Raw genomic sequence first — 19643 nt, 5'->3', positions numbered from 1 at the left:
CTATAGGCCGCAGTTCTACTTCAGGACCACGGACGTGACCGGAGTAGCAGAGCTGCCTGAGGGCGTGGAGATGGTAATGCCTGGTGACAACGTCAGTATGACGGTAGAGCTGATTTCGCCGATCGCGATGGAGAAGGAATTAAGGTTTGCAATCAGAGAAGGTGGTCGCACGGTTGGTGCCGGTGTCGTCACCGAGGTCATGGTTTAAACGTGAATCAAAAGATAAGAATAAAATTGCGGGCATATGACCATAAGGTCCTTGACCAGTCGCTGAAAGAGATCGTGGATACAGCGCAAAGAACGGGTGCGCGGGTTGCGGGGCCTATTCCCCTTCCTACGCATATCAGCAAAATAACGGTGTTGCGGTCTGTCCATGTTGATAAGAAGTCAAGGGAGCAGTTTGAAATCAGGACACACAAGAGGCTGATCGATATACATGATGCAACGCCGCAGACCGTGGACGCGCTCATGAAACTGGAGCTGGCGGCAGGCGTTGATGTGGAGATAAAACTATGACAGGAATTCTTGGCAGAAAGCTTGGGATGACCCAGGTTTTTGATGAAAGTGGCAGGATATATCCTGTGACTGTTGTTGAGGCGGGACCGTGCTGTGTTCTGCAGATAAAGACAAAAGAAAACGATGGATATGAGGCTATCAAGGTCGGCTTCGGTGAAATCAAGAAAGAAAAAAATGTGAACAAGGCCATGAAGGGTATATTCAAGAAGGCTGGAACGGGCTATTATCGTCTCCTTAAGGAGTTTCCGATGATCGACATCAAGGTCGGCGAGATGATTACAGTTGACAAGTTTCAGAAGGGAGATCTTGTCTCGGTGGCCGGAGTATCGAAGGGTAAGGGTTTCCAGGGTGTAATGAAGAGACACAATTATTCTGGTGGCCCTGCCTCCCATGGATCTACTTCCTATAGAGAAGTTGGTTCTATTGGCGCAAGCTCCTTCCCCTCCAGAGTTTGGAAGAATAAGGGGATGCCTGGACATATGGGCTCTGAGCTCGTTACGGTCAAAAACCTGAAGATAGTAGATGTCAAGGCCGAGCAAAACCTCATTCTTATTTTGGGTGCAGTCCCCGGATCAAAAGGGACATATCTCGAAATCAGAAAGGAAAACTAAGATGGCAGAAATCGATATAAAAGATAAAAACAATTCAACCGTTGGCAAGATAAATGTTCCTGACGCGGTGTTTAGTGTAGCAGCAAAGCAGGGAGCTGTGCATGACTCCATCGTGAATTACCTTGCTAATCAGCGTCAGGGAACCGCTGCGACAAAGACCAAGGGTTTTGTAAGTGGTGGTGGCAGGAAACCATATAAACAGAAGGGAACGGGGCGTGCAAGGGCAGGTAGCAGCCGTTCACCTCTCTGGAAGGGTGGAGGTACGGTATTTGGACCTCAGCCGAGAGATTATTCTTACAGTCTGCCGAAGAAAGCAAAAAAAGCTGCGTTGCATAGTGCTCTTTCTGCGAAACTGGCTGACAACGAGATAATGGTTATTGATGGAATATCTCTTGATAAGCCGAGTACCAAGAGCATTCTTGCGATTCTCAAAAATCTTGGGCTTGACGGAAAGTCAACGCTGATTGTTATGCCCGAGAAAAATGATAATGTTGTCCTGTCGGCAAGGAACATTCCGGGAGTCAAGGTCGCCAGAGTGACGGACCTCAATACCTATGAGGTGGCTGTGCATAACGTGGTGTTGATCACAAAGCAGGCTGTTGAGATGCTTGCGGAGGCGGGAAAGAAATGAAAAATGTTTTTGATGTAATTAAGAGGCCTCTCTTTACCGAAAAAGGAAGCAGTCTGAAGGAGTCTGAGAATAAGGTTCTTATCGAAGTTGCGAGAGAAGCGAATAAGATAGAGATAAAAAAAGCGGTCGAAGAACTTTTTAAAGTAAAAGTCGAGAAGGTTGCAACTATCAAGGCGCACGGCAGGATGAAAAGATATGGAAAGTTTTCCGGAAAGACGTCTGACCGCAAAAAGGCCTTGATTTCCCTCAAAGAGGGAGAAAAACTCGATTTCATCGAAGGTGCATAATGGGAATTAAAAAATATAAACCAACATCTCCCGGCAGGCGTTTCCGCACAGTTATGGATTATGCTGAGTTGACAACTGATAAGCCTCTAAAGTCCTTGGTTAAAAACCTTAAAAAGACTGGCGGAAGAAATAATCTTGGGCGCGTAACGGCATGGCAAAGAGGCGGCGGTAACAGGACAAAATACCGGATTATCGATTTCAAAAGAGACAAGGTTGGCGTGCCAGCTACAGTTGCCACGATTGAATATGATCCGAACAGATCAGCGCGCATTGCGCTCTTGAGTTACCGGGACGGTGATAAGCGATACATTATTTCTCCCGTAGGTCTTGGTGTGGGAGATGAGCTTGTTTCGGGTAGGGGTGCGGAGATAAAGGTTGGCAATGCATTGCCGCTGAGCGATATGCCACTTGGAACATTTATCCATAATATTGAGCTGAAGTCTGGCCAGGGCGCAAAGATGGTTAGAAGCGCTGGGACTTCGGCACAGCTGATCGCAAAGGATGATGACTATGTCCAGATCAAGATGCCGTCCGGTGAAGTAAGAAAGGTTCTTGCTCGCTGCATGGCAACCGTTGGCCAGGTGAGTAATCCCGAGCACGAGAACATATCCTTCGGCAAGGCCGGCAGATCCCGTTGGATTGGCAGGCGGCCTCATGTAAGAGGAGTTGTCATGAACCCTGTGGATCACCCGCTTGGCGGTGGTGAGGGCAGGAGCTCCGGTGGGCGGCCTCCATGTACTCCTTGGGGTGTGCCCGAGGGGATCAAGACGAGACGCAATAAACGGACGAATACGTTCATAGTTAAGAGGAGGAAGTAAATTGCCACGCTCATTAAAAAAGGGTCCATTCGTGGATGAAAAACTGCTGAAGCGGCAGCAGGATATGGTCACTTCAGGCGATAAGAAGCTTATTAAGACCTGGTCGAGGCGTTCTGTAATCTTGCCCGAATTCATCGGGTATACCTTTGCAGTGCATAATGGCAGGAAGTTTATACCGGTCTATGTAACGGAAAATATGGTTGGGCATAAGCTTGGCGAGTTTTCTCCGACAAGAACATTCAAGGGCCATTCAGGCTCAGGCAAGACCACTACGGTAAAGGGCTGATTCTATGGAGGCAAAAGCAATTCAGAAATACGCAAAACTTACGCCGCGCAAGGCTAAACGGGTAATGGAACTTATTAAGGGAAAGAGGGCTGGGGATGCACTGATTTCACTTAGGTTTATGCCATACAGGGGCGCAAGATTTATCGAAAAGGTTTTGAAGTCCGCGATGTCAAATGCGGAGCAGAAAAGCGCGAACACGGACTCGGAGGCATGGGTGATCAGTAAGGCTGTTGCTGATGCGGGATCTACCATGAAGAGGATTGAGCAAAGATCAATGGGCAGATCGAATGTAATTAAAAAGCGGTCCTGCCACATAACACTGGTATTAACCGAAGAATAATTCAGGAGGAGATTTTGGGCCAGAAGACACATCCGATAGGAAACAGGCTGGGCATTACCAAAACGTGGGATTCAAGGTGGTATCTCAAGAAAGGATATGCCGACCAGCTGCTCGAGGACATTGCGATCCGCAAGGAGATCAAAAAGAGGCTGTTCCATGCAGGTGTGTCGAAGATCGAGATCGAGCGCGCTGGTCAGAAGATCAGGCTTATTATATATACTGCCAGACCCGGAATAATAATCGGGAAAAAAGGCTCCGAGGTGGAGAAGCTTCGAAAGGATGTAGAAGCGATGAGTGGCAAGCAGGCTTCCGTTGACATCAAGGAGATCAGAAAACCTGAAATTGACGCTCAGCTTGTTGCTGAAAATATTGCCCTGCAGCTTGAAAAAAGAGTTGCCTTCAGACGGGCAATGAAGAAGTCGGTATCATCAGCGATGCGCTTTGGAGCTCTTGGTATAAAGATAACCTGCTCGGGCAGACTGGCCGGAGCTGAAATAGCCAGAACGGAATGGTATCGCGAGGGAAGAGTTCCCCTGCATACATTCAGGGCGGATATCAACTTTGGTTTTGCTCAGGCCAGGACAACATTTGGCATCATCGGTGTCAAGGTATGGGTGTATTTAGGAGATGTGCTGCCTGAAGTTGGCAAGGCTGAAGCCCAGGTAGCGGCGATATAAGGGGTATACGTTATGTTAATGCCGAAGAAAGTTAAATTCAGAAAGATGCAGAAGGGAAACATGAACGGCAAGGCCTATCGAGGGTCTGATGTTTCTTTCGGGGAGTTTGGTCTCAAGGCAATGGAGCCGGGCTGGATAACATCAAGACAGATCGAGGCGGCCAGAATTGCAATTAATCGCCATGTGAAGAGGGGTTGTAAAGTCTGGATCAGAATATTCCCCGATAAGCCGATTACCAAGAAGCCCGCTGAGACCAGAATGGGTAAGGGAAAGGGTGCTCCCGAATACTGGGTAGCCGTGATAAAACCGGGAAGAATTATCTATGAGATGTCGGGTGTAACTGAGGATGTGGCAAAAGAGGCCCTGAGGCTTGCGTCTCATAAGCTTCCCCTCTCAATGAAGTTTGTCAAAAGGGAGGAGAGCGTACAATGAAGGCCGGAGAGTTACGCGAAACGACAGTGGAAGAACTCAGGAAAAAAGAGCAGGACCTGAGAAAAGAGCTCTTCAATCTTAGATTTCAGCAGGCAACGGGAGAGATCGAAAACCCTATGCGTATCCGAGCAATTAAGAAAAACATTGCAAAGATACTGACGGTAATAACCGAGAAGAACAAGCAAAAGGCTTCATAAAAAGGATCTGGAAGGGAACCATGATTAACAAGGTCTATACAGGAAAAGTCGTAAGCAATAAAATGGAGAAAACCGTTGTCGTTGCGGTAACGAGGATGTTTCAGCACCCTGTCTACAAAAAGACGGTGAAGAAAGTCTCTAAGTTCAAGGCCCATGATGAGGTCAATCAGTGCAAAGTTGTCGATGAGGTCAAGATCACGGAGACACGCCCCCTGAGTAAGGACAAAAGATGGATTGTCCTCGAAATCCTTGATAAATCGGCGAGGAGTGCAAAAAAATGATCCAGATGAGCAGCATCCTTGAGGTAGCAGACAATTCAGGCGCTAAAAGGGTTCAGTGTATTAAGGTCCTCGGCGGATCAAAGAGGAGGTATGCCGGACTCGGAGACGTTATCGTCGTCAGTCGCAGGGTGAACCCATTGGAACAAGAATTTTCGGACCAGTCGCAAGAGAGCTAAGATGGAAAGAGTATATGAAGATAATTTCCCTTGCTCCTGAAGTGCTGTAGGAGGAGAGATGAGTTTAGGAATAAAGAAAGAAGATGCCGTGGTCATTATCGCCGGCAAAGAGAAGGGCAAAAAAGGCCGTGTCCTTGCAGTCAACCGGGATAAGCATCAAGTCCTTGTCGAAAAGATCAACATCATCAAGAAGCATATGAAGCCGAACAAAAAGTATTCTCAGGGCGGCATTATTGAAAAAGAGGCTCCGGTTCATATATCCAATGTCCTTCTTTCCTGTCCCAAGTGCAGCAAGCCAACGAAGGTCGGCGTGACTGTTCTTGAGAGTGGCGAAAAACATAGGACATGCAAAAAATGCAAGGAGGTCATTGACTAATAATGACTCCACGACTGAAAGAGAAATATACCAAAGAAATCATTCCTGCCATGATGAAAGAGTTTTCCTATGGCAACATTATGGAAGTCCCCAGGTTACAGAAAATTGTGCTTAACGTCGGGCTTGGCGAAGCCATCCAGAACATTAAGCTCCTTGAGTCGGCTCAGAAGGAACTTGCAACGATTACGGGACAGAAGCCAATTGTCTGTAAGGCGAAGAAGTCAATAGCAACATTCAAGCTCAGGAAGGATATGCCGATAGGCAGCAAGGTTACGCTGAGAGGCAGTTCCATGTATGAATTTTTGGACAGATTTATCAGCATTGCTTTGCCGAGGATCAGGGACTTCAGGGGTGTTTCTGGCAAGTCATTTGATGGCAGGGGCAACTATGCTATAGGTCTAAAAGAACAGTACATATTCCCTGAGATTGATTATGACAAGGTGGAAATGGTTCACGGACTTGATGTAATCGTATGCACTTCGGCCAAGACAGACAAGGAGAGCAAGGCGCTCCTTCGTTACTTCGGCATTCCCTTTAGAAATTAGAGAGGTATTGAACATGGCAAAAACATGCATGATAGAGAAGTCAAAGAGGCCGCCGAAATTTGCGGTGCAGGCCCATAACAGATGTAAGATATGCGGAAGACCGCGAGGCTATCTCAGAAAGTTTGGGATGTGCAGAATCTGTTTTAGACATCAGGCGCTCCGGGGTCAGATTCCCGGAGTTACAAAATCAAGCTGGTAGAGGTGACGGATGGTAACTGACCCAATTGCAGATATGCTGACAAGGATAAGGAATTCTGTCATGATACGGGCTGAAAAGGTTGATATTCCTGCTTCGAAGATGAAGCTTGAGATAGCCAAGATCATGAAGGAAGAAGGGTTCATCAGGGCATACAAGATTCTGAAAGACAAAAAGCAGGGTATCCTGAGGGTTACGCTCAAGTATGCGCCCGACAATGAACCCGTGATAAGCGGAATAAAAAAGATAAGCAAGCCAGGAAGAAGAGTGTATGTCGGTCATGATACGGTTCCGATGGTTATGGGCGGTGTGGGCATATCCGTGCTGACCACGTCAAAAGGTCTGATGAGCGACAGGACATGCCGCCGCGAAAATGTTGGCGGTGAAGTGCTCTGCTATATCTGGTAAAAGGAGAAGCGGGATGTCAAGAATCGGAAAGAAGCCAGTAGATATTCCATCGGGAGTGAATATCACATTGCTGGATAATACTATAAAAGTGAAGGGTCCAAAAGGAGAGTTGCAGTGGGCGCACCCTTTTGGGACAAGAGTATCGGTTGCCGCAACCAATATAGTGGTTGAGCGGGCTGATGATACTAAGAAGAACAAGGCGTTGCACGGCCTCACAAGAAATCTGATCTCCAACATGGTGACGGGTGTGACGACCGGATATCAGAGAGTGCTCGATATTGTCGGTGTTGGCTACAGGGCTCAGGTGCAGGGGAAGAAGATCGTTATGACCCTTGGTTATTCCCACCCTGTTGAATTTAATCTGCCGGATGGTATCACTGCGGCGGTTGATCAGAAGCAGACGCAGATAACCCTGAACGGTATTGACAAACAGAAGATCGGCCAGGTTGCTGCCAACCTAAGGGAATTAAGAAGCCCCGATGCGTACAAAGGCAAGGGCGTCAGATATTCCGGAGAGCGCTTAAAGCTAAAAGTTGGCAAGACGGGCAAGAAATAGTCAGTAGTATTTGGCCCATGGACGGAAATCATAGGCTTTAATCAGGAGGACATTTTGGCTAAGAGTAAAGAGATAGGCAGGAAGAGGCGCCATGTGCGCATTAGAAGGAGAGTTATCGGTACGACTGAGCGGCCGAGGCTTTCTGTATATAGAAGTCTGAATCAGATATATGCTCAGGTCATCGATGACTCAAAGGGTGTAACCTTTGTATCTGCATCTAGCCTTGACGCATCTTTTAAGAGTGCGAAGGGAAAAGGGAATATTGCGATGGCAAAAGAAGTTGGTGGGCTGATCGCTAAAAGGGCCGTTGAAAAGGGGATCAAGCAGATCGTTTTTGACAGAAGCGGGTACCTGTATCACGGAAGGATCAAGGCTCTTGCCGATGGCGCGCGAGAGGCAGGGCTGGAATTTTAATGAAGATTCATATTGTTGCAAGGAGGTAAGGTGGGAAGGATTGACCCAGAAGGACTGAATCTCAAAGACAAGGTGGTTTTTATCAATAGAGTCGCCAAAGTCGTCAAAGGTGGAAGAAGATTTTCTTTCAGTGCCCTTGTTGTGGTCGGTGACGGTGCCGGCACGGTTGGTATTGGGAAGGGTAAGGCTACCGAAGTTCCCGAGGCGATACGGAAGGCGGTCGAACAGGCCAAGAAGTGTCTCCTGAAGTTTCCGCTTAAGGAGGGGACAATTCCTCATCGGATAATCGGACGGTTCGGAGCGGGAAGCGTTGTAATGAATCCTGCCCAGAAGGGCACGGGTCTTATTGCAGGCGGCGCGGTCAGGGCAATCCTTGAGGTCTCCGGTATTCAGGATATTGTCGCAAAGTCACTTGGCAGTAATAATCCCTATAACACGGTTAAGGCAACCGTTGACGGGTTGGTGAATCTCAAAGATCCCGATGTAGTTTCAAGGCTTAGGGGTCGAAGTGAAGAGGAAGCACAGGAGGCTGCAAGCTGATGCTGAAGATAACATTAAAGAGAAGCTATATCGGAATTCCCGAGAAGCAGCGGAAGGTTCTTGCATCGCTCGGTCTGAAAAAGATCGGTAGAAGTGTTACGCAGGCAGAAAATGAAGCAATCAAGGGAATGGTTCACAAAGTCTCTCATCTCGTGGCAGTGGAACGAGTAGATAAATAATCAGGAGGTTGGCGTCCTATGAGAATAGAAGATATACAGCCTGCTGAGGGAAGCAGGAAAAGAAGAAAGAGGGTTGGACGAGGAGTTGGCTCGGGCCATGGTAAAACTTCCTGTAAGGGGCACAAGGGCCAAAAAGCCCGCTCTGGGGGACCTAAGGGTGCCGGCTTTGAGGGCGGTCAGATGCCGCTCCAGAGAAGAGTGCCGAAAAGGGGTTTTACGAACAACTTCGGCGTCGAGTACGCTATTGTGAATCTTGATGCCATTGAAAAACTGAGATCAGAAGGCACAATCACTCCTGAACTGCTTTATAGTAAGGGGGTCATTAAGAACATGAAGAGTGGGCTTAAAGTTCTCGGTAACGGCTCCGTTCAGGGACCTGTGACGGTCAAAGCTATGATATTTAGCGCATCTGCTGCCGCGAAAATTGAGGCAGCCGGCGGAAAGGCAGAGGTGTTATAGCTTGACTTTTCTTTCAAGAATTCAGAACATATTTAAGGTCGAGGAGCTTAAGAACCGCATATTCTTTACCCTTGCGCTCCTTACGGTATACAGAATAGGCTGCCACATCCCCACTCCTGGAATTAATGGTGAAGAGCTGAGCAAGTTTCTCACCCAGAACGCCGGGGCATTTATGGGATTTTTCGATATGTTCTCGGGAGGCGCACTCTCAAGGGTCACCATATTCGCGCTTGGTATCATGCCCTACATTAGTGCATCGATTATTATGCAACTTCTGACTGTGGTTATCCCGTCCATCGGCAAACTCGCGAAGGAAGGCGAGGCTGGCAGGAAAAAGATCGTGAAATATACGCGATATGGCACAGTGCTCATCGCTGCGATACAATCATTTGGCATCGCAGCAGGACTTGAGAAGATGCAGGGTGGCTTATTTGTACAAAATCCAGGCATTGCCTTTAAGCTGATTACCATGATTACGCTTACGTCTGGCACTGCTTTCATCATGTGGCTTGGCGAGCAGATTACGGAGCGCGGTATTGGAAACGGAATTTCACTTATTATCTTCGCAGGTATTGTTGCCAGGTTTCCTAATGCAATCATCAGTACTATCCGTCTCATACAGGCCGGTGAGCTGAATCTCTTTTTTGTGATATTTCTTGTTGTAATGATGGTGGGTGTTGTTGCTGCTATTATTATGCTCGAACGAGGGCAGAGAAAAATACCCGTGCAATATGCTAAACGCGTTGTGGGCAAAAAAGTCTATGGAGGCCAGTCTACGCATCTGCCGCTGAAGGTTAATACGGCTGGCGTAATTCCGCCGATATTTGCCTCATCGATTATTATGTTTCCTGCGACTGTCGCCGGGTTTATTGAGATTCCTTGGGTACAAGCTTTTGCAAAGCAGCTTTCACCCGGAACTGTTATATATACGATGCTCTATGTAAGCATGATATTCTTTTTCGCATACTTCTATACCGCAATTGTATTTAATCCTGTTGACATTGCCGATAATCTCAAAAAATATGGCGGCTTTGTCCCGGGTATCAGACCAGGTCAAAAAACATCGGAATATCTCTACAAAGTTCTTTCGAGATTAACATTTGTTGGCGCTATTTATTTGGCTGTCGTGTGCGTCATACCGGAAGTGCTGATACGGAGATTTAACGTCCCGTTTTACTTTGGGGGGACATCACTCCTTATTGCAGTTGGCGTAGCGCTTGATACGGTATCTCAGATTGAGTCACATCTCGTTACCCGCTCATACGAAGGTTTTTTGAAAAAAGGCAGGATCAGGGGAAGAAAAAATTAGGCCTGAGTATATTAGGCTGATTAGAGATAATACTGAGTATGAGGATAGAAAAAGCATTGCCTTGCTTGAGGGATTAGGTGATTTATCTTAAGTCTCCTCAAGAGGTAGAGATTATGGCGCTGGCCGGCCAGATCGTAGCTGAAGTGATGGGATCACTGAAAAAGGTCATTGCGGTCGGTGCAACGACAAGAGATATAGAGCAATTTGCTGACGACCGAATCAAGTCTCTCGGTGGAAAATCCGCTTTCAGGGGATACAGGGGCTACCCATCGAGCATCTGCGCTTCGCTCAACGAAGAAGTTGTGCATGGTATCCCGTCTTCCAGAAAGCTGAAAGAGGGGGACATAATCAGTGTAGACTTAGGCGTCTTGTATAAAGGTTTTTTTGGCGATGCTGCCTATACGTTCCCTGTCGGTAAAATCGACGAGGAAGCTGCCTTGCTTATGAAAGTGACGGAAGAAGCTTTATACTGCGGCATAGATAAGGCTGTTGTTGGAAACCGGGTAAGTGATATTTCGCATGCCATACAGAACCATGCTGAACAGTATGGATTTTCCGTTGTTAGGACCTTTGTGGGGCATGGCATTGGTCGTCAACTGCATGAGGAACCGCAGGTGCCAAATTTTGGGGCTCCCGGGCATGGTCCCCGATTGAGAGAGGGGATGACACTTGCTATCGAGCCTATGATAAATGCCGGGACCTTTGAGGTAAGAGTTTTGGAGGATGGCTGGACCGCAGTTACTGTGGACGGCAGGCGGTCAGCGCATTATGAGCATACGATTGTGGTTATGCCCGACAGGGCAAGAATATTGACTAAATTTCATTAAAGTGGGTATAATTGTCGTTCTATGGCGAAAGAAGATAATATTGAAGTTCAGGGAACAATAGTGGAAACTCTGCCAAATGCAATGTTCAGGGTGGAGCTGGAAAATGGCCAGGTCATACTGTCCTATGTATCAGGCAAGATGAGGATGAATTTCATAAAGATACTTCCGGGCGACAAGGTTACGCTTGAGCTTTCCCCCTACGATTTAACCAGGGGGAGAATTACTTACAGGTTTAAATAGGAACTGAAGGAGATAGCGTATGAAGGTCAGATCATCAGTAAAACCAATCTGTTCTAAGTGTTCGGTAATAAAGAGAAAAGGTGTAATCAGAATTATTTGCGACAACCCGAAGCACAAACAGCGCCAGGGTTAAGTTAAGGAGGTTTCAATTGGCAAGAATCGCCGGAGTTGATTTGCCCAAGAACGAGCGAATCGAGATAGGTCTCACAAGGATTTTCGGTATCGGCCGTCCGCACTCGAAAAAGATACTTAATGAAGCAGGTGTGAACCCCGACACCAGAGTAAAGAATCTTACTGATGAGGATACGGTCAAGATAAGGGCCGTGCTTGAGAGGGACTACAGGGTCGAGGGCGACCTGCGCCGCGACATTTCTCTGAGTGTTAAGCGACTCACGGATATCGGCTGTTACCGGGGGACAAGGCACAGAGCCGGTTTGCCGTGCAGAGGGCAACGGACCAAGACGAACGCTCGCACGAGAAAAGGTCCGAGAAAAGCGGTAGTCGGCAAGAAGAAGGAGGCATAGAGGATGACACAGAAGAAGAAAGGCATCAAGAGAGATAGAAAAAGCATCAGCTCTGGTGCTGCTTACATACAGGCGACGTTTAATAATACTATCGTGACCATAACGGATCAGATTGGTGGTGTTATAACATGGGCAAGCGCCGGCCATATGGGGTTCAAAGGATCAAGGAAGGGCACGCCTTATGCGGCGCAAATGGCTGCTGAAGCAGCGGCAAAGAAGGCTGTCGATGCCGGCATGAAGCAGGTTGACGTATATGTGAAAGGCCCTGGATCGGGCAGAGAGTCAGCCATTAGGGCACTTCAGGCTGCCGGTCTCGATATCAATCTCATCAAGGATGTTACCCCCGTGCCTCACAATGGATGCAGGCCGCCGAAGAGGAGGAGAGTGTAAATTGGCTAGATATTCAGGAGCATTATGCAGGATCTGCCGCAGGGAAGCTGAAAAGCTTTTCCTTAAAGGGGATAGATGCTATACAGAAAAGTGCGCTATTGAGAGGAGGCAGTATCCTCCGGGACAACATGGACAGCGCAGGAGCAAGCTTTCTGACTATGGAGTTCAGCTCAGGGAAAAACAGAAAGTAAGAAAAATTTATGGTCTTCTTGAAAAGCAGTTCAGAACTGCCTTTGGCAGGGCAGAGCGCAAGAAAGGGGTTACCGGAGAAGTGTTGTTGCAGCTTCTTGAGTCGCGGCTGGACAATGTGGTTTACAGAATGGGATTTGCGCCCAACAGAAACAGCGCCCGGCAACTCGTTACCCATGGCCATTTTCTTGTCAACGGCAAAAAGGTTGATATCGCCTCATTTGCTGTCCGTGTAGGGGATGTTGTGGAACTCAAGGAAGCTAGCAGGAATATCGTAATCATAAATGACAATATCTCCAAGATGGAGCACCGCGGCGTTCCCGTGTGGCTCGAGATGGATTTCCAGAGCTTTAAGGGGAAGGTCACGCAGGTGCCTACAAGGGAAGATATTCAGTTAACGGCGAATGAACAGCTTATCGTTGAGCTCTACTCAAAGTAATGCCGGCGACGGGTTTATCATTGATAACGAATATCAACCATACATTGAAATATAAATTTAAGATACGGGAGGCCTGATGAACCTGAAGAAAAAAGGCTTTCAGCTACCTGAGAAGATCAGGTTTGATGAAGAGACATTAACAGACACCTACGGCAAGATTGTCGTTGAGCCCCTTGAACGCGGTTTCGGAGTTACGTTAGGTAACGCCTTAAGGAGGGTGCTCCTTTCTTCTCTTGAAGGCGCAGCCATAACGTCAGTGAAGGTCTCTGGCGCGCTTCATGAATTCTCATCCATAAACGGCATCAAGGAAGATACGATCGATATTATCCTCAATCTGAAGAAGTTGAGGTTCAAATCTCATGGCGATACCAGTAAAATAGCCCAGTTTAATGTCAAAGGGCCTGCGCTCGTGACCGGTGCAGATCTGCAGAGTGATTCCTCCATTGAAGTCCTGAATCCGGAGCAGGCGATTGCGACGCTTGATAAAAATGCGAATTTCAATGCCGAAGTGTACATAAAAAAAGGCAAGGGCTATCTCTCGTCTGAATATGGCAAGAAGGAAGACCTCCCTGTCGGCATGATTGCTGTGGATGCAGCTTTTTCTCCGATCAGAAAAGTGAAGTTTGATGTAGAGAAGACAAGAGTTAAAGAGGCGACTGACTATGACAGGCTTATCCTTGAGATCTGGACAGACGGAAGTGTGATCCCGCAACGGGCTCTTTCCGATGCAGCTTCGATTTTGATCGATCATATGGATATTTTTGTGGCTGATGAAGAGTATGAGACTGTTCAATTAGAAGCCTCGGAAACCGGAGAGGGGCCAAGTATTTCCGGTTCTAATCCGAATCTTAATAAGACTGTTGATGAGCTTGAGCTTTCAGTCCGTTCCTATAACTGCCTGAAGAATGCCGATATTAAGACTATTTCGGAGCTTGTACAGAAGAGTGAACCTGAGATGCTCAAGACAAAGAATTTCGGAAGAAAGTCTCTTAATGAGATCAAGGAGATCCTGAGCAGAATGGGACTCCACCTCGGCATGAAGATAGATGCCGATACAAATGGCAAATAAGCGTCACAAAGACCGGAGGAAATAGATATCATGCGTCACAAGGTAGATGGAAGACTATTCGGACGGCCTTCGAACCAGAGGAAGGCATTGTTGCGATGTATTGTAACAGCACTTTTTGAGAACCAAAGGATTGAAACAACCGTTGCTAAGGCAAAAGAAGCAAAAAGAATCGCGGAGAAAATGATCACATTCGGAATCAAGGGAGATCTTCACTCAAAGAGGCAGGTTCTCTCGTATGTAACCGCGAGGGATGTTGCATCCAAGCTCTTCAATGAGATAGCTCCCCGCTTTGCCGGAAGGCCGGGTGGTTATCTCAGGCTTGTCCAGACCAGACAGAGGCTCAAGGACTCTGCACCGATGGCAATTCTCGAGTTCATTGATTATGAGGCTGTCAAGAAGCCAAAGGGTAAGGCTGCAAAAGCAGACAAGGCCAGCAAGGCCGAGAAGAAAGATTAGTGCACGACCTGCTTGTAGGAATCGGCATTATCGCAGCCTGGATTATACTGCAGGTTTATGTCTTCCCTAGACTTGGGGTTCCGACCTGAGCTGTACCAACCCCGAAGGTATCGGGCAAAGAGAGAAAAAACTGTAAATAAATAAGGGCTCGCAAGAGCCCTTAGCTGTTTTTACTTCGCCACAATAACAGGTGCGCTGACACCGCAAAGTATTTAATAAAGTAATTCAGATAATGTCTTTCCTCCTCTGTAGTAAACTCGCCCTAATTTCCCTTTAGCGTGACCTGTAGAGTATCTCCAGTCATAAATCGTTTCCGCTTCAGACAAAAGCCAATTTTATACAACAAAACAGTGGCAGAATATGACGCATATCATAGAAAGTCACGTACAAAGAGCATAGTATCAAGCAACTACGATAATTATTTATAAAGTTTCATTTATATAAATATTATTAAATTGACTATAAATTATAGCTTGATAGACTTGTACTGTGTGTACATACAGTATGTTGGAAGAGTCTGAGTCAAGGGCCTCAATACTGAGCTGAAATGAGACGATAAAGCAAAAAAATTGCAGCACAAATTCTCGTATTAATAACCACACTAAGGAGGGTGCAATGAAAAGGAAGATTTATGCAGTATTAGTATTGGTCGTAGCCGTAATGATGGCAGGAATGTATTACACAATCGCCGACGCAGAGAAGTACAAACCAGCGAAGTCAGCTGAGGCGAAGTCCGGAGAGAAGGATGTAAAGGTTGACGTCTGTTATGGCTGCCACGCGCCGGTCAAGGATCTGCACAAGATGGGGAAGCATGCCAAGCTAAACTGTATCAAGTGCCACAGTGGACTCGAAAAACACTTGAAATCGCCTAGTGCTGACACGAGACCAGGCACCAATCTTTCGTGGGAGGCCTGCGGGCAATGCCATAAGGATCAGCTCGAAAGTTTCATGCAAGAGGCATATCATCGCCCAGCCCGAGATGAAAAATCGCAGTTAACCAGCAGGTCCCCGAACCCTTACTGGGACAAACTCATGGCAGGTCACGGATTTACAAAAGAACATAACACTACAAGGAGTCACATTAATATGCTTGTCGATCAGTTCGTAGTTGATCGTGCCTTCGGTGGAAGGTTTCAAGGTAAAAACGGATGGAACTATATCTTTGACAAAGGCAAGGTATGGGATGTGCTCGTGGACAAATATCCAGATAACAAGGAGCAGAAGACGTTTATTCCACAGACCGCTGCTGCAGCAAACCCGGTCTGCATGCAGTGCAAGACCCAGGACCAGATACTTAAGTGGTCCTATATGGGGGACAAGGTAGAAGGCAAGACAACCTGGGACCGGACATCCAATGTCGTAGAGTTCGTAAAAGATCTGCAGCACGGACTTAACTGCATCACCTGCCATGACCCGCATGCCGCAAAGCCGAGGATCGTGCGGGACGGCCTTATCCAGGCCCTTACCAGAAAAGAGGCTGATACGCTCTGGCACAAAGACCCGAAGCATACCAACATCAAGGTCATTGATATGGGAGTCAGGGGCTTCACCAGAAAAATCGCACTTCTGGATAAATACGACACAAAGCTGCAGTGCGGTCAGTGCCATGTTGAGTACAATTGTAATCCAGGGTATGATCCAAAAAATACGGATACCTCGAAGTATTCAGTGACAATGGCTGATCAGAGGACAAACCATTTCCCTTACAAAGATGTATTTGGCCTCTATGACCACTATATGAATCAGGTCAGTTTTCTTGATTTCAAGCACGGATTGACTGGCGGACTGCTCTGGAAGGCCCAGCACCCCGAGTCAGAAACTTATTACAATTCAAAGCATTCAAAGGCAGGGGTAGGCTGCGATGGTTGCCATACACCGAAGTTGAAAAACAAGGCCGGCAAAGTGTACACATCACACTTTGCGGTCACTCCCAAGGTCCAGCTCAAGGAGACATGCTTGAAATGCCATCCTAAATGGACAGAAGAAATGGCCCGCTATTCCATTGATTCAGTCAAGGCACATATAAGAGGAAAGATGAGAAAGGCCGAGTTCCATTTGTCGGCTCTTATCGATAAGATCGTAGAGGGTAAGAGGATCGGACTTAGTGATGAAGTGATCAAGCAGGCTCAGGATCAGCATCTAAGAGCACATATACTCTGGGAATACTGGACTGCTGAAAATTCTGACGGCTTCCATAATCCCGAGATGGCTCGTGAATCACTCACCAAATCAGTTGATGATTCAATAAAGGGCATTAAGATCGTCAATGATGCAATTGCAGCCAAAACTGCAGGCGTTTCTCCGACCACAAGCAAGTAACGCAAGGATCAAGAGAGGCGGGGTGATCCCTCGCCTCTTTTTTGACAAAAAGCAAGGACTGCTTTCAATAATGCGTGCCAATGTAATTATGGAAAGTACCAGGGACGCCACATTGAATTGAAAGACTGCAAGCAAGTGTTCGTATGAGTGTATAAAGCAAAAGGAGGGTTCATATGAAGCTCACGCGGAGAGAACTGTTGAAAACGACCGCAGCGGTTGCAGCTGCGACTGCTGTTGGCATGAGCGTGCCGAAGGAAATGCAGGCTGCAGTAAAAAAAGCCGAGGCCGGCTGGAGATGGGACAAATCGGTCTGCAGGTTTTGCGGCACCGGCTGCGGCATTATGGTTGCGACAAAGAATGATCGCATTGTTGCAGTCAAGGGTGATCCCGCTGCACCCGTGAATATGGGGCTTAACTGTATTAAGGGTTACTTTAACGCCAAGATCATCTATGGCGCCGACCGGCTGACCGAGCCGCTCATGCGGGTGAATGATAAGGGTGAGTTTGACAAGAAGGGCAAGTTCAAACCGATCACCTGGAAGAAGGCCTTTGATGAGATGGCAAAACAGTTCAAGAAACACTACAGCACGTTGGGCCCAAAGGGCGTGGCAATATTCGGATCTGGTCAGTACACCATTATGGAAGGATATGCAGCTGCCAAGCTGATGAAAGCCGGCTTCAGATCCAATAACCTGGATCCCAATGCTCGCCTCTGCATGGCAAGTGCGGTTGCTGCATTTATGGAAACCTTTGGCATTGACGAGCCTGCGGGAAACTATGATGACATGCACCACTCCGACACGATTGTTCTCTGGGGAGCAAATATGGCAGAGATGCATCCGGTACTCTGGTCCAAAATCACAAATCGGAAGCTTGCGGACACCAAACGGGTGAAGGTAGTCAATCTCACCACATTTACGAACCGCTGCTCCAGCCTCTCTGATACAGAGATCATCATAAAGCCGAACACTGACCTGGCCATCCAGAATTTCATCCTGCGCGAGATCGTGTACAACCGGCCGCAGGCCATTGACTGGGATTTTGTGAACCAAAACTGTGTCTTTGCGACCGGGCACGTGGACATCGGTTATGGCCTCAGACCGAAGATCGACCATCCCAAGTATCGGAAAGAAGAGCTCGATACCGCAAGCAAGGAATCCTTCAAGATTATTACGAAAGAGGAAGCAATTGCCATGGGTGCGCTGGGGATCAAGGAAGGCAGCAGAATGGATATGAAAAATACCAATACGGCCGGCGCACACTGGGCGATCAGTTTTGAGGATTTCAAAAAGGGTCTTGATCCCTACACGCTTGATTTTGTTGCGGCCCTTGCTAAAGGCGACACAGACGAGCCCCTGGACAAGTTCAAAGAAAAGCTGATGAAGCTTGCAGACCTCTATGCAGAGAAGGACAGAAAGGTCGTGAGCTTCTGGACCATGGGGTTCAATCAGCATGTGCGCGGCACCTGGGTCAATGAGCAGATCTATGCCATTCATCTGCTCCTGGGCAAACAGTCCATGCCGGGCAACGGGGCGTTCAGTCTCACCGGACAGCCGAGCGCCTGCGGGACCGCCCGTGAGGTCGGAACCTTTGCCCATCGTCTGCCTGCAGATATGGTGGTGATGAATCCCAAGCATAGGGCAATGTCAGAAAAGATCTGGAAGGTCCCTGAAGGCACTATCAATCCGGTCATGGGTTCCCATTTTATCAAGATCATGCGCGACCTTGAAGACGGTCTGGTCAAGTGGGCCTGGGTACAGGTAAACAATCCATGGCAGAATGCTACCAACGCGAATCACTGGGTATCGGCTGCACGCGATATGGATAATTTCATTGTTGTGTCAGATGCGTATCCGAGCATCTCTGCAAAGGTTGCTGACCTTATTCTTCCCGCTGCCATGATCTTCGAAAAATGGGGCGCGTATGGAAACGCGGAGCGCAGGACCCAGCACTGGCGGCAGCAGGTCACTCCTATCGGGAACTCCATGTCAGACACGTGGCAGACGGTGGAGTTTGCTAAACGCTTCACTCTTGCCGAGGTCTGGAAGGAATGGAAGATCGATGACAAGAACACGCTTCCGAGTGTAATCGAAAAGGCCAAGGCAATGGGATATAAGGAGACGGATACGCTCTTTGACGTTCTCTTTGCAAATAAGGAAGCGAGGACCTTTAAATGGCCTGATGCGATAGGCACGGGCTTTCTGAACAGCGAGGCTGCCGGAGACAAAAGGAATGTTGAGGGCTTTAAGGGATATGGCTTCTTTCTTCAGAAATACCTATGGGAAGAATACCGTATATTCGGCGTCGGGCACGGTCATGATCTGGCTGATTTTGATACCTATCATAAGGTGAGGGGACTCAGGTGGCCGGTTGTTGATGGTAAAGAGACCCTCTGGAGATTCAACGCAGAATACGATCCCTATGCAAAGAAAGAGAATAGGGGCAAATTCGCCTTTTACGGTGATGCAGGAAAGGAGATACCGAAGGGAGATCTGTCCGGCCCCAAGGGCGATGAGAAGGTGAAGCTCCCGAATAAGGCGAAGATATTTCTGCGCCATTACATCGAGCCGCCGGAAAATCCGAGCAGTGAATATCCCTTCTGGCTCTGCACCGGCAGGGTGCTTGAGCATTGGCATACCGGCACCATGACCATGCGTGTGCCCGAGCTGTATCGGGCTGTTCCTGAGGCGCTCTGTTTCATGCATCCCCAGGATGCGCAGAAGGGCGGCGTGAAGGACGGAGAACTTATATGGATTGAGTCCAGAAGAGGCAAGGTAAAGGCCAGGGTCGAGACCAGAGGCAGAAATCTGCCTCCTAAAGGCCTTATCTTTGTTCCGTTCTTTGATGAGCATGTATTTATCAACAAGGTGACACTTGATGCGACATGCCCAATATCGAAGGAACCTGACTACAAGAAGTGTGCTGTGAAAGTGTATAAGGCCTGATAGCAACGCAG

General features: G+C 47.8%; 32 protein-coding genes and 1 pseudogene. All 33 read left to right on the top strand.

The features are described from left to right. The coding region (gene tuf / locus HZB31_11940; protein MBI5848632.1) for an elongation factor Tu at positions 1-208 on the top strand (208 nt) is incomplete at its 5' end. A gap of 2 nt (positions 209-210) precedes the next feature. Further along, positions 211-516 carry a 30S ribosomal protein S10 gene (gene rpsJ, locus HZB31_11935; protein MBI5848631.1) on the top strand — a complete coding sequence of 102 codons (306 nt, stop codon included), beginning with the start codon at positions 211-213 and terminating at the stop codon, positions 514-516. Continuing rightward, positions 513-1127 (top strand): 50S ribosomal protein L3, encoded by a 615-nt coding sequence (gene rplC, locus HZB31_11930; protein MBI5848630.1) that lies wholly within the window; start codon positions 513-515, stop codon positions 1125-1127. The genes rpsJ and rplC overlap by 4 nt, the downstream gene beginning before the upstream one ends. 1 nt (position 1128) lies before the next feature. After that, positions 1129-1758 carry a 50S ribosomal protein L4 gene (gene rplD, locus HZB31_11925; protein MBI5848629.1) on the top strand — a complete coding sequence of 210 codons (630 nt, stop codon included), beginning with the start codon at positions 1129-1131 and terminating at the stop codon, positions 1756-1758. After that, positions 1755-2045: a 50S ribosomal protein L23 gene (gene rplW / locus HZB31_11920; GenBank protein MBI5848628.1), complete on the top strand. Its 291-nt coding sequence runs from the start codon at positions 1755-1757 to the stop codon at positions 2043-2045. Before rplD ends, rplW begins: the two co-directional genes overlap by 4 nt. Continuing rightward, entirely contained in the window at positions 2045-2863 is an 819-nt protein-coding gene (gene rplB, locus HZB31_11915; GenBank protein ID MBI5848627.1) for a 50S ribosomal protein L2, read from the top strand. Before rplW ends, rplB begins: the two co-directional genes overlap by 1 nt. 1 nt (position 2864) lies before the next feature. Then, entirely contained in the window at positions 2865-3149 is a 285-nt protein-coding gene (rpsS, locus tag HZB31_11910) for a 30S ribosomal protein S19 (protein MBI5848626.1), read from the top strand. Between the two features lie 4 nt (positions 3150-3153). Next, positions 3154-3489, top strand: a complete 336-nt coding sequence (gene rplV / locus HZB31_11905; GenBank protein ID MBI5848625.1) for a 50S ribosomal protein L22 — start codon at positions 3154-3156, stop codon at positions 3487-3489. A gap of 14 nt (positions 3490-3503) precedes the next feature. Next, the gene (rpsC, locus tag HZB31_11900) at positions 3504-4166 is read left to right on the top strand and encodes a 30S ribosomal protein S3 (protein MBI5848624.1); all 663 of its coding nucleotides are present in this window, start codon (positions 3504-3506) and stop codon (positions 4164-4166) included. A 12-nt stretch (positions 4167-4178) separates the two neighbouring features. After that, on the top strand, positions 4179-4598 hold the full coding sequence (gene rplP, locus HZB31_11895) for a 50S ribosomal protein L16 (GenBank protein ID MBI5848623.1): 420 nt from the start codon (positions 4179-4181) through the stop codon (positions 4596-4598). After that, entirely contained in the window at positions 4595-4795 is a 201-nt protein-coding gene (rpmC, locus tag HZB31_11890) for a 50S ribosomal protein L29 (protein MBI5848622.1), read from the top strand. Before rplP ends, rpmC begins: the two co-directional genes overlap by 4 nt. Positions 4796-4815: 20 nt before the next feature. Then, positions 4816-5076, top strand: a complete 261-nt coding sequence (rpsQ, locus tag HZB31_11885) for a 30S ribosomal protein S17 (protein MBI5848621.1) — start codon at positions 4816-4818, stop codon at positions 5074-5076. Continuing rightward, a pseudogene (locus HZB31_11880) lies at positions 5073-5302 on the top strand (uL14 family ribosomal protein). Before rpsQ ends, HZB31_11880 begins: the two are co-directional and overlap by 4 nt. Positions 5303-5310: 8 nt before the next feature. Further along, complete coding sequence (locus HZB31_11875) at positions 5311-5628, top strand: 50S ribosomal protein L24 (protein ID MBI5848620.1); 318 nt, start codon at positions 5311-5313, stop codon at positions 5626-5628. A gap of 2 nt (positions 5629-5630) precedes the next feature. Further along, positions 5631-6173: a 50S ribosomal protein L5 gene (gene rplE / locus HZB31_11870; GenBank protein MBI5848619.1), complete on the top strand. Its 543-nt coding sequence runs from the start codon at positions 5631-5633 to the stop codon at positions 6171-6173. Positions 6174-6186: 13 nt separating this feature from the next. After that, positions 6187-6372, top strand: a complete 186-nt coding sequence (locus HZB31_11865) for a type Z 30S ribosomal protein S14 (GenBank protein MBI5848618.1) — start codon at positions 6187-6189, stop codon at positions 6370-6372. A 9-nt stretch (positions 6373-6381) separates the two neighbouring features. After that, entirely contained in the window at positions 6382-6777 is a 396-nt protein-coding gene (rpsH, locus tag HZB31_11860; GenBank protein MBI5848617.1) for a 30S ribosomal protein S8, read from the top strand. 13 nt (positions 6778-6790) lie between these two features. After that, positions 6791-7333 carry a 50S ribosomal protein L6 gene (gene rplF / locus HZB31_11855; GenBank protein MBI5848616.1) on the top strand — a complete coding sequence of 181 codons (543 nt, stop codon included), beginning with the start codon at positions 6791-6793 and terminating at the stop codon, positions 7331-7333. Positions 7334-7387: 54 nt separating this feature from the next. Then, positions 7388-7747: a 50S ribosomal protein L18 gene (gene rplR / locus HZB31_11850; protein MBI5848615.1), complete on the top strand. Its 360-nt coding sequence runs from the start codon at positions 7388-7390 to the stop codon at positions 7745-7747. A gap of 30 nt (positions 7748-7777) precedes the next feature. Next, positions 7778-8287 (top strand): 30S ribosomal protein S5, encoded by a 510-nt coding sequence (gene rpsE, locus HZB31_11845; GenBank protein ID MBI5848614.1) that lies wholly within the window; start codon positions 7778-7780, stop codon positions 8285-8287. Then, positions 8287-8466, top strand: a complete 180-nt coding sequence (rpmD, locus tag HZB31_11840; GenBank protein MBI5848613.1) for a 50S ribosomal protein L30 — start codon at positions 8287-8289, stop codon at positions 8464-8466. Before rpsE ends, rpmD begins: the two co-directional genes overlap by 1 nt. A gap of 18 nt (positions 8467-8484) precedes the next feature. Beyond that, positions 8485-8925: a 50S ribosomal protein L15 gene (gene rplO, locus HZB31_11835; GenBank protein ID MBI5848612.1), complete on the top strand. Its 441-nt coding sequence runs from the start codon at positions 8485-8487 to the stop codon at positions 8923-8925. 1 nt (position 8926) lies between these two features. Then, positions 8927-10234 (top strand): preprotein translocase subunit SecY, encoded by a 1308-nt coding sequence (secY, locus tag HZB31_11830; protein ID MBI5848611.1) that lies wholly within the window; start codon positions 8927-8929, stop codon positions 10232-10234. Positions 10235-10311: 77 nt separating this feature from the next. Next, on the top strand, positions 10312-11061 hold the full coding sequence (gene map / locus HZB31_11825; GenBank protein MBI5848610.1) for a type I methionyl aminopeptidase: 750 nt from the start codon (positions 10312-10314) through the stop codon (positions 11059-11061). A 21-nt stretch (positions 11062-11082) separates the two neighbouring features. Continuing rightward, positions 11083-11301, top strand: a complete 219-nt coding sequence (gene infA / locus HZB31_11820) for a translation initiation factor IF-1 (protein MBI5848609.1) — start codon at positions 11083-11085, stop codon at positions 11299-11301. Between the two features lie 19 nt (positions 11302-11320). Then, positions 11321-11434: a 50S ribosomal protein L36 gene (rpmJ, locus tag HZB31_11815; protein ID MBI5848608.1), complete on the top strand. Its 114-nt coding sequence runs from the start codon at positions 11321-11323 to the stop codon at positions 11432-11434. Positions 11435-11450: 16 nt separating this feature from the next. Then, complete coding sequence (rpsM, locus tag HZB31_11810; GenBank protein ID MBI5848607.1) at positions 11451-11825, top strand: 30S ribosomal protein S13; 375 nt, start codon at positions 11451-11453, stop codon at positions 11823-11825. A gap of 3 nt (positions 11826-11828) precedes the next feature. Continuing rightward, a complete protein-coding gene (gene rpsK, locus HZB31_11805) occupies positions 11829-12215 on the top strand; it encodes a 30S ribosomal protein S11 (GenBank protein ID MBI5848606.1) in 387 nt (128 codons plus the stop codon). A gap of 1 nt (position 12216) precedes the next feature. Continuing rightward, positions 12217-12843 carry a 30S ribosomal protein S4 gene (gene rpsD / locus HZB31_11800; protein ID MBI5848605.1) on the top strand — a complete coding sequence of 209 codons (627 nt, stop codon included), beginning with the start codon at positions 12217-12219 and terminating at the stop codon, positions 12841-12843. A gap of 76 nt (positions 12844-12919) precedes the next feature. Next, entirely contained in the window at positions 12920-13912 is a 993-nt protein-coding gene (locus tag HZB31_11795; protein ID MBI5848604.1) for a DNA-directed RNA polymerase subunit alpha, read from the top strand. Positions 13913-13942: 30 nt separating this feature from the next. Then, positions 13943-14368, top strand: coding sequence for a 50S ribosomal protein L17 (gene rplQ, locus HZB31_11790; protein ID MBI5848603.1), 426 nt, complete (start codon positions 13943-13945; stop codon positions 14366-14368). A gap of 615 nt (positions 14369-14983) precedes the next feature. Further along, the gene (locus HZB31_11785; protein ID MBI5848602.1) at positions 14984-16687 is read left to right on the top strand and encodes an ammonia-forming cytochrome c nitrite reductase subunit c552; all 1704 of its coding nucleotides are present in this window, start codon (positions 14984-14986) and stop codon (positions 16685-16687) included. Positions 16688-16860: 173 nt separating this feature from the next. Further along, positions 16861-19632: a nitrate reductase catalytic subunit NapA gene (napA, locus tag HZB31_11780; protein ID MBI5848601.1), complete on the top strand. Its 2772-nt coding sequence runs from the start codon at positions 16861-16863 to the stop codon at positions 19630-19632. Positions 19633-19643: the final 11 nt, after the last annotated feature.

The organism is Nitrospirota bacterium, assembly GCA_016235245.1.
Taxonomy (GTDB): Bacteria; Nitrospirota; Thermodesulfovibrionia; order Thermodesulfovibrionales; family UBA6898; genus UBA6898.
Note: the sequence above shows the minus strand (reverse complement) of the source record. Positions and strands in the feature narration are given on the sequence as shown.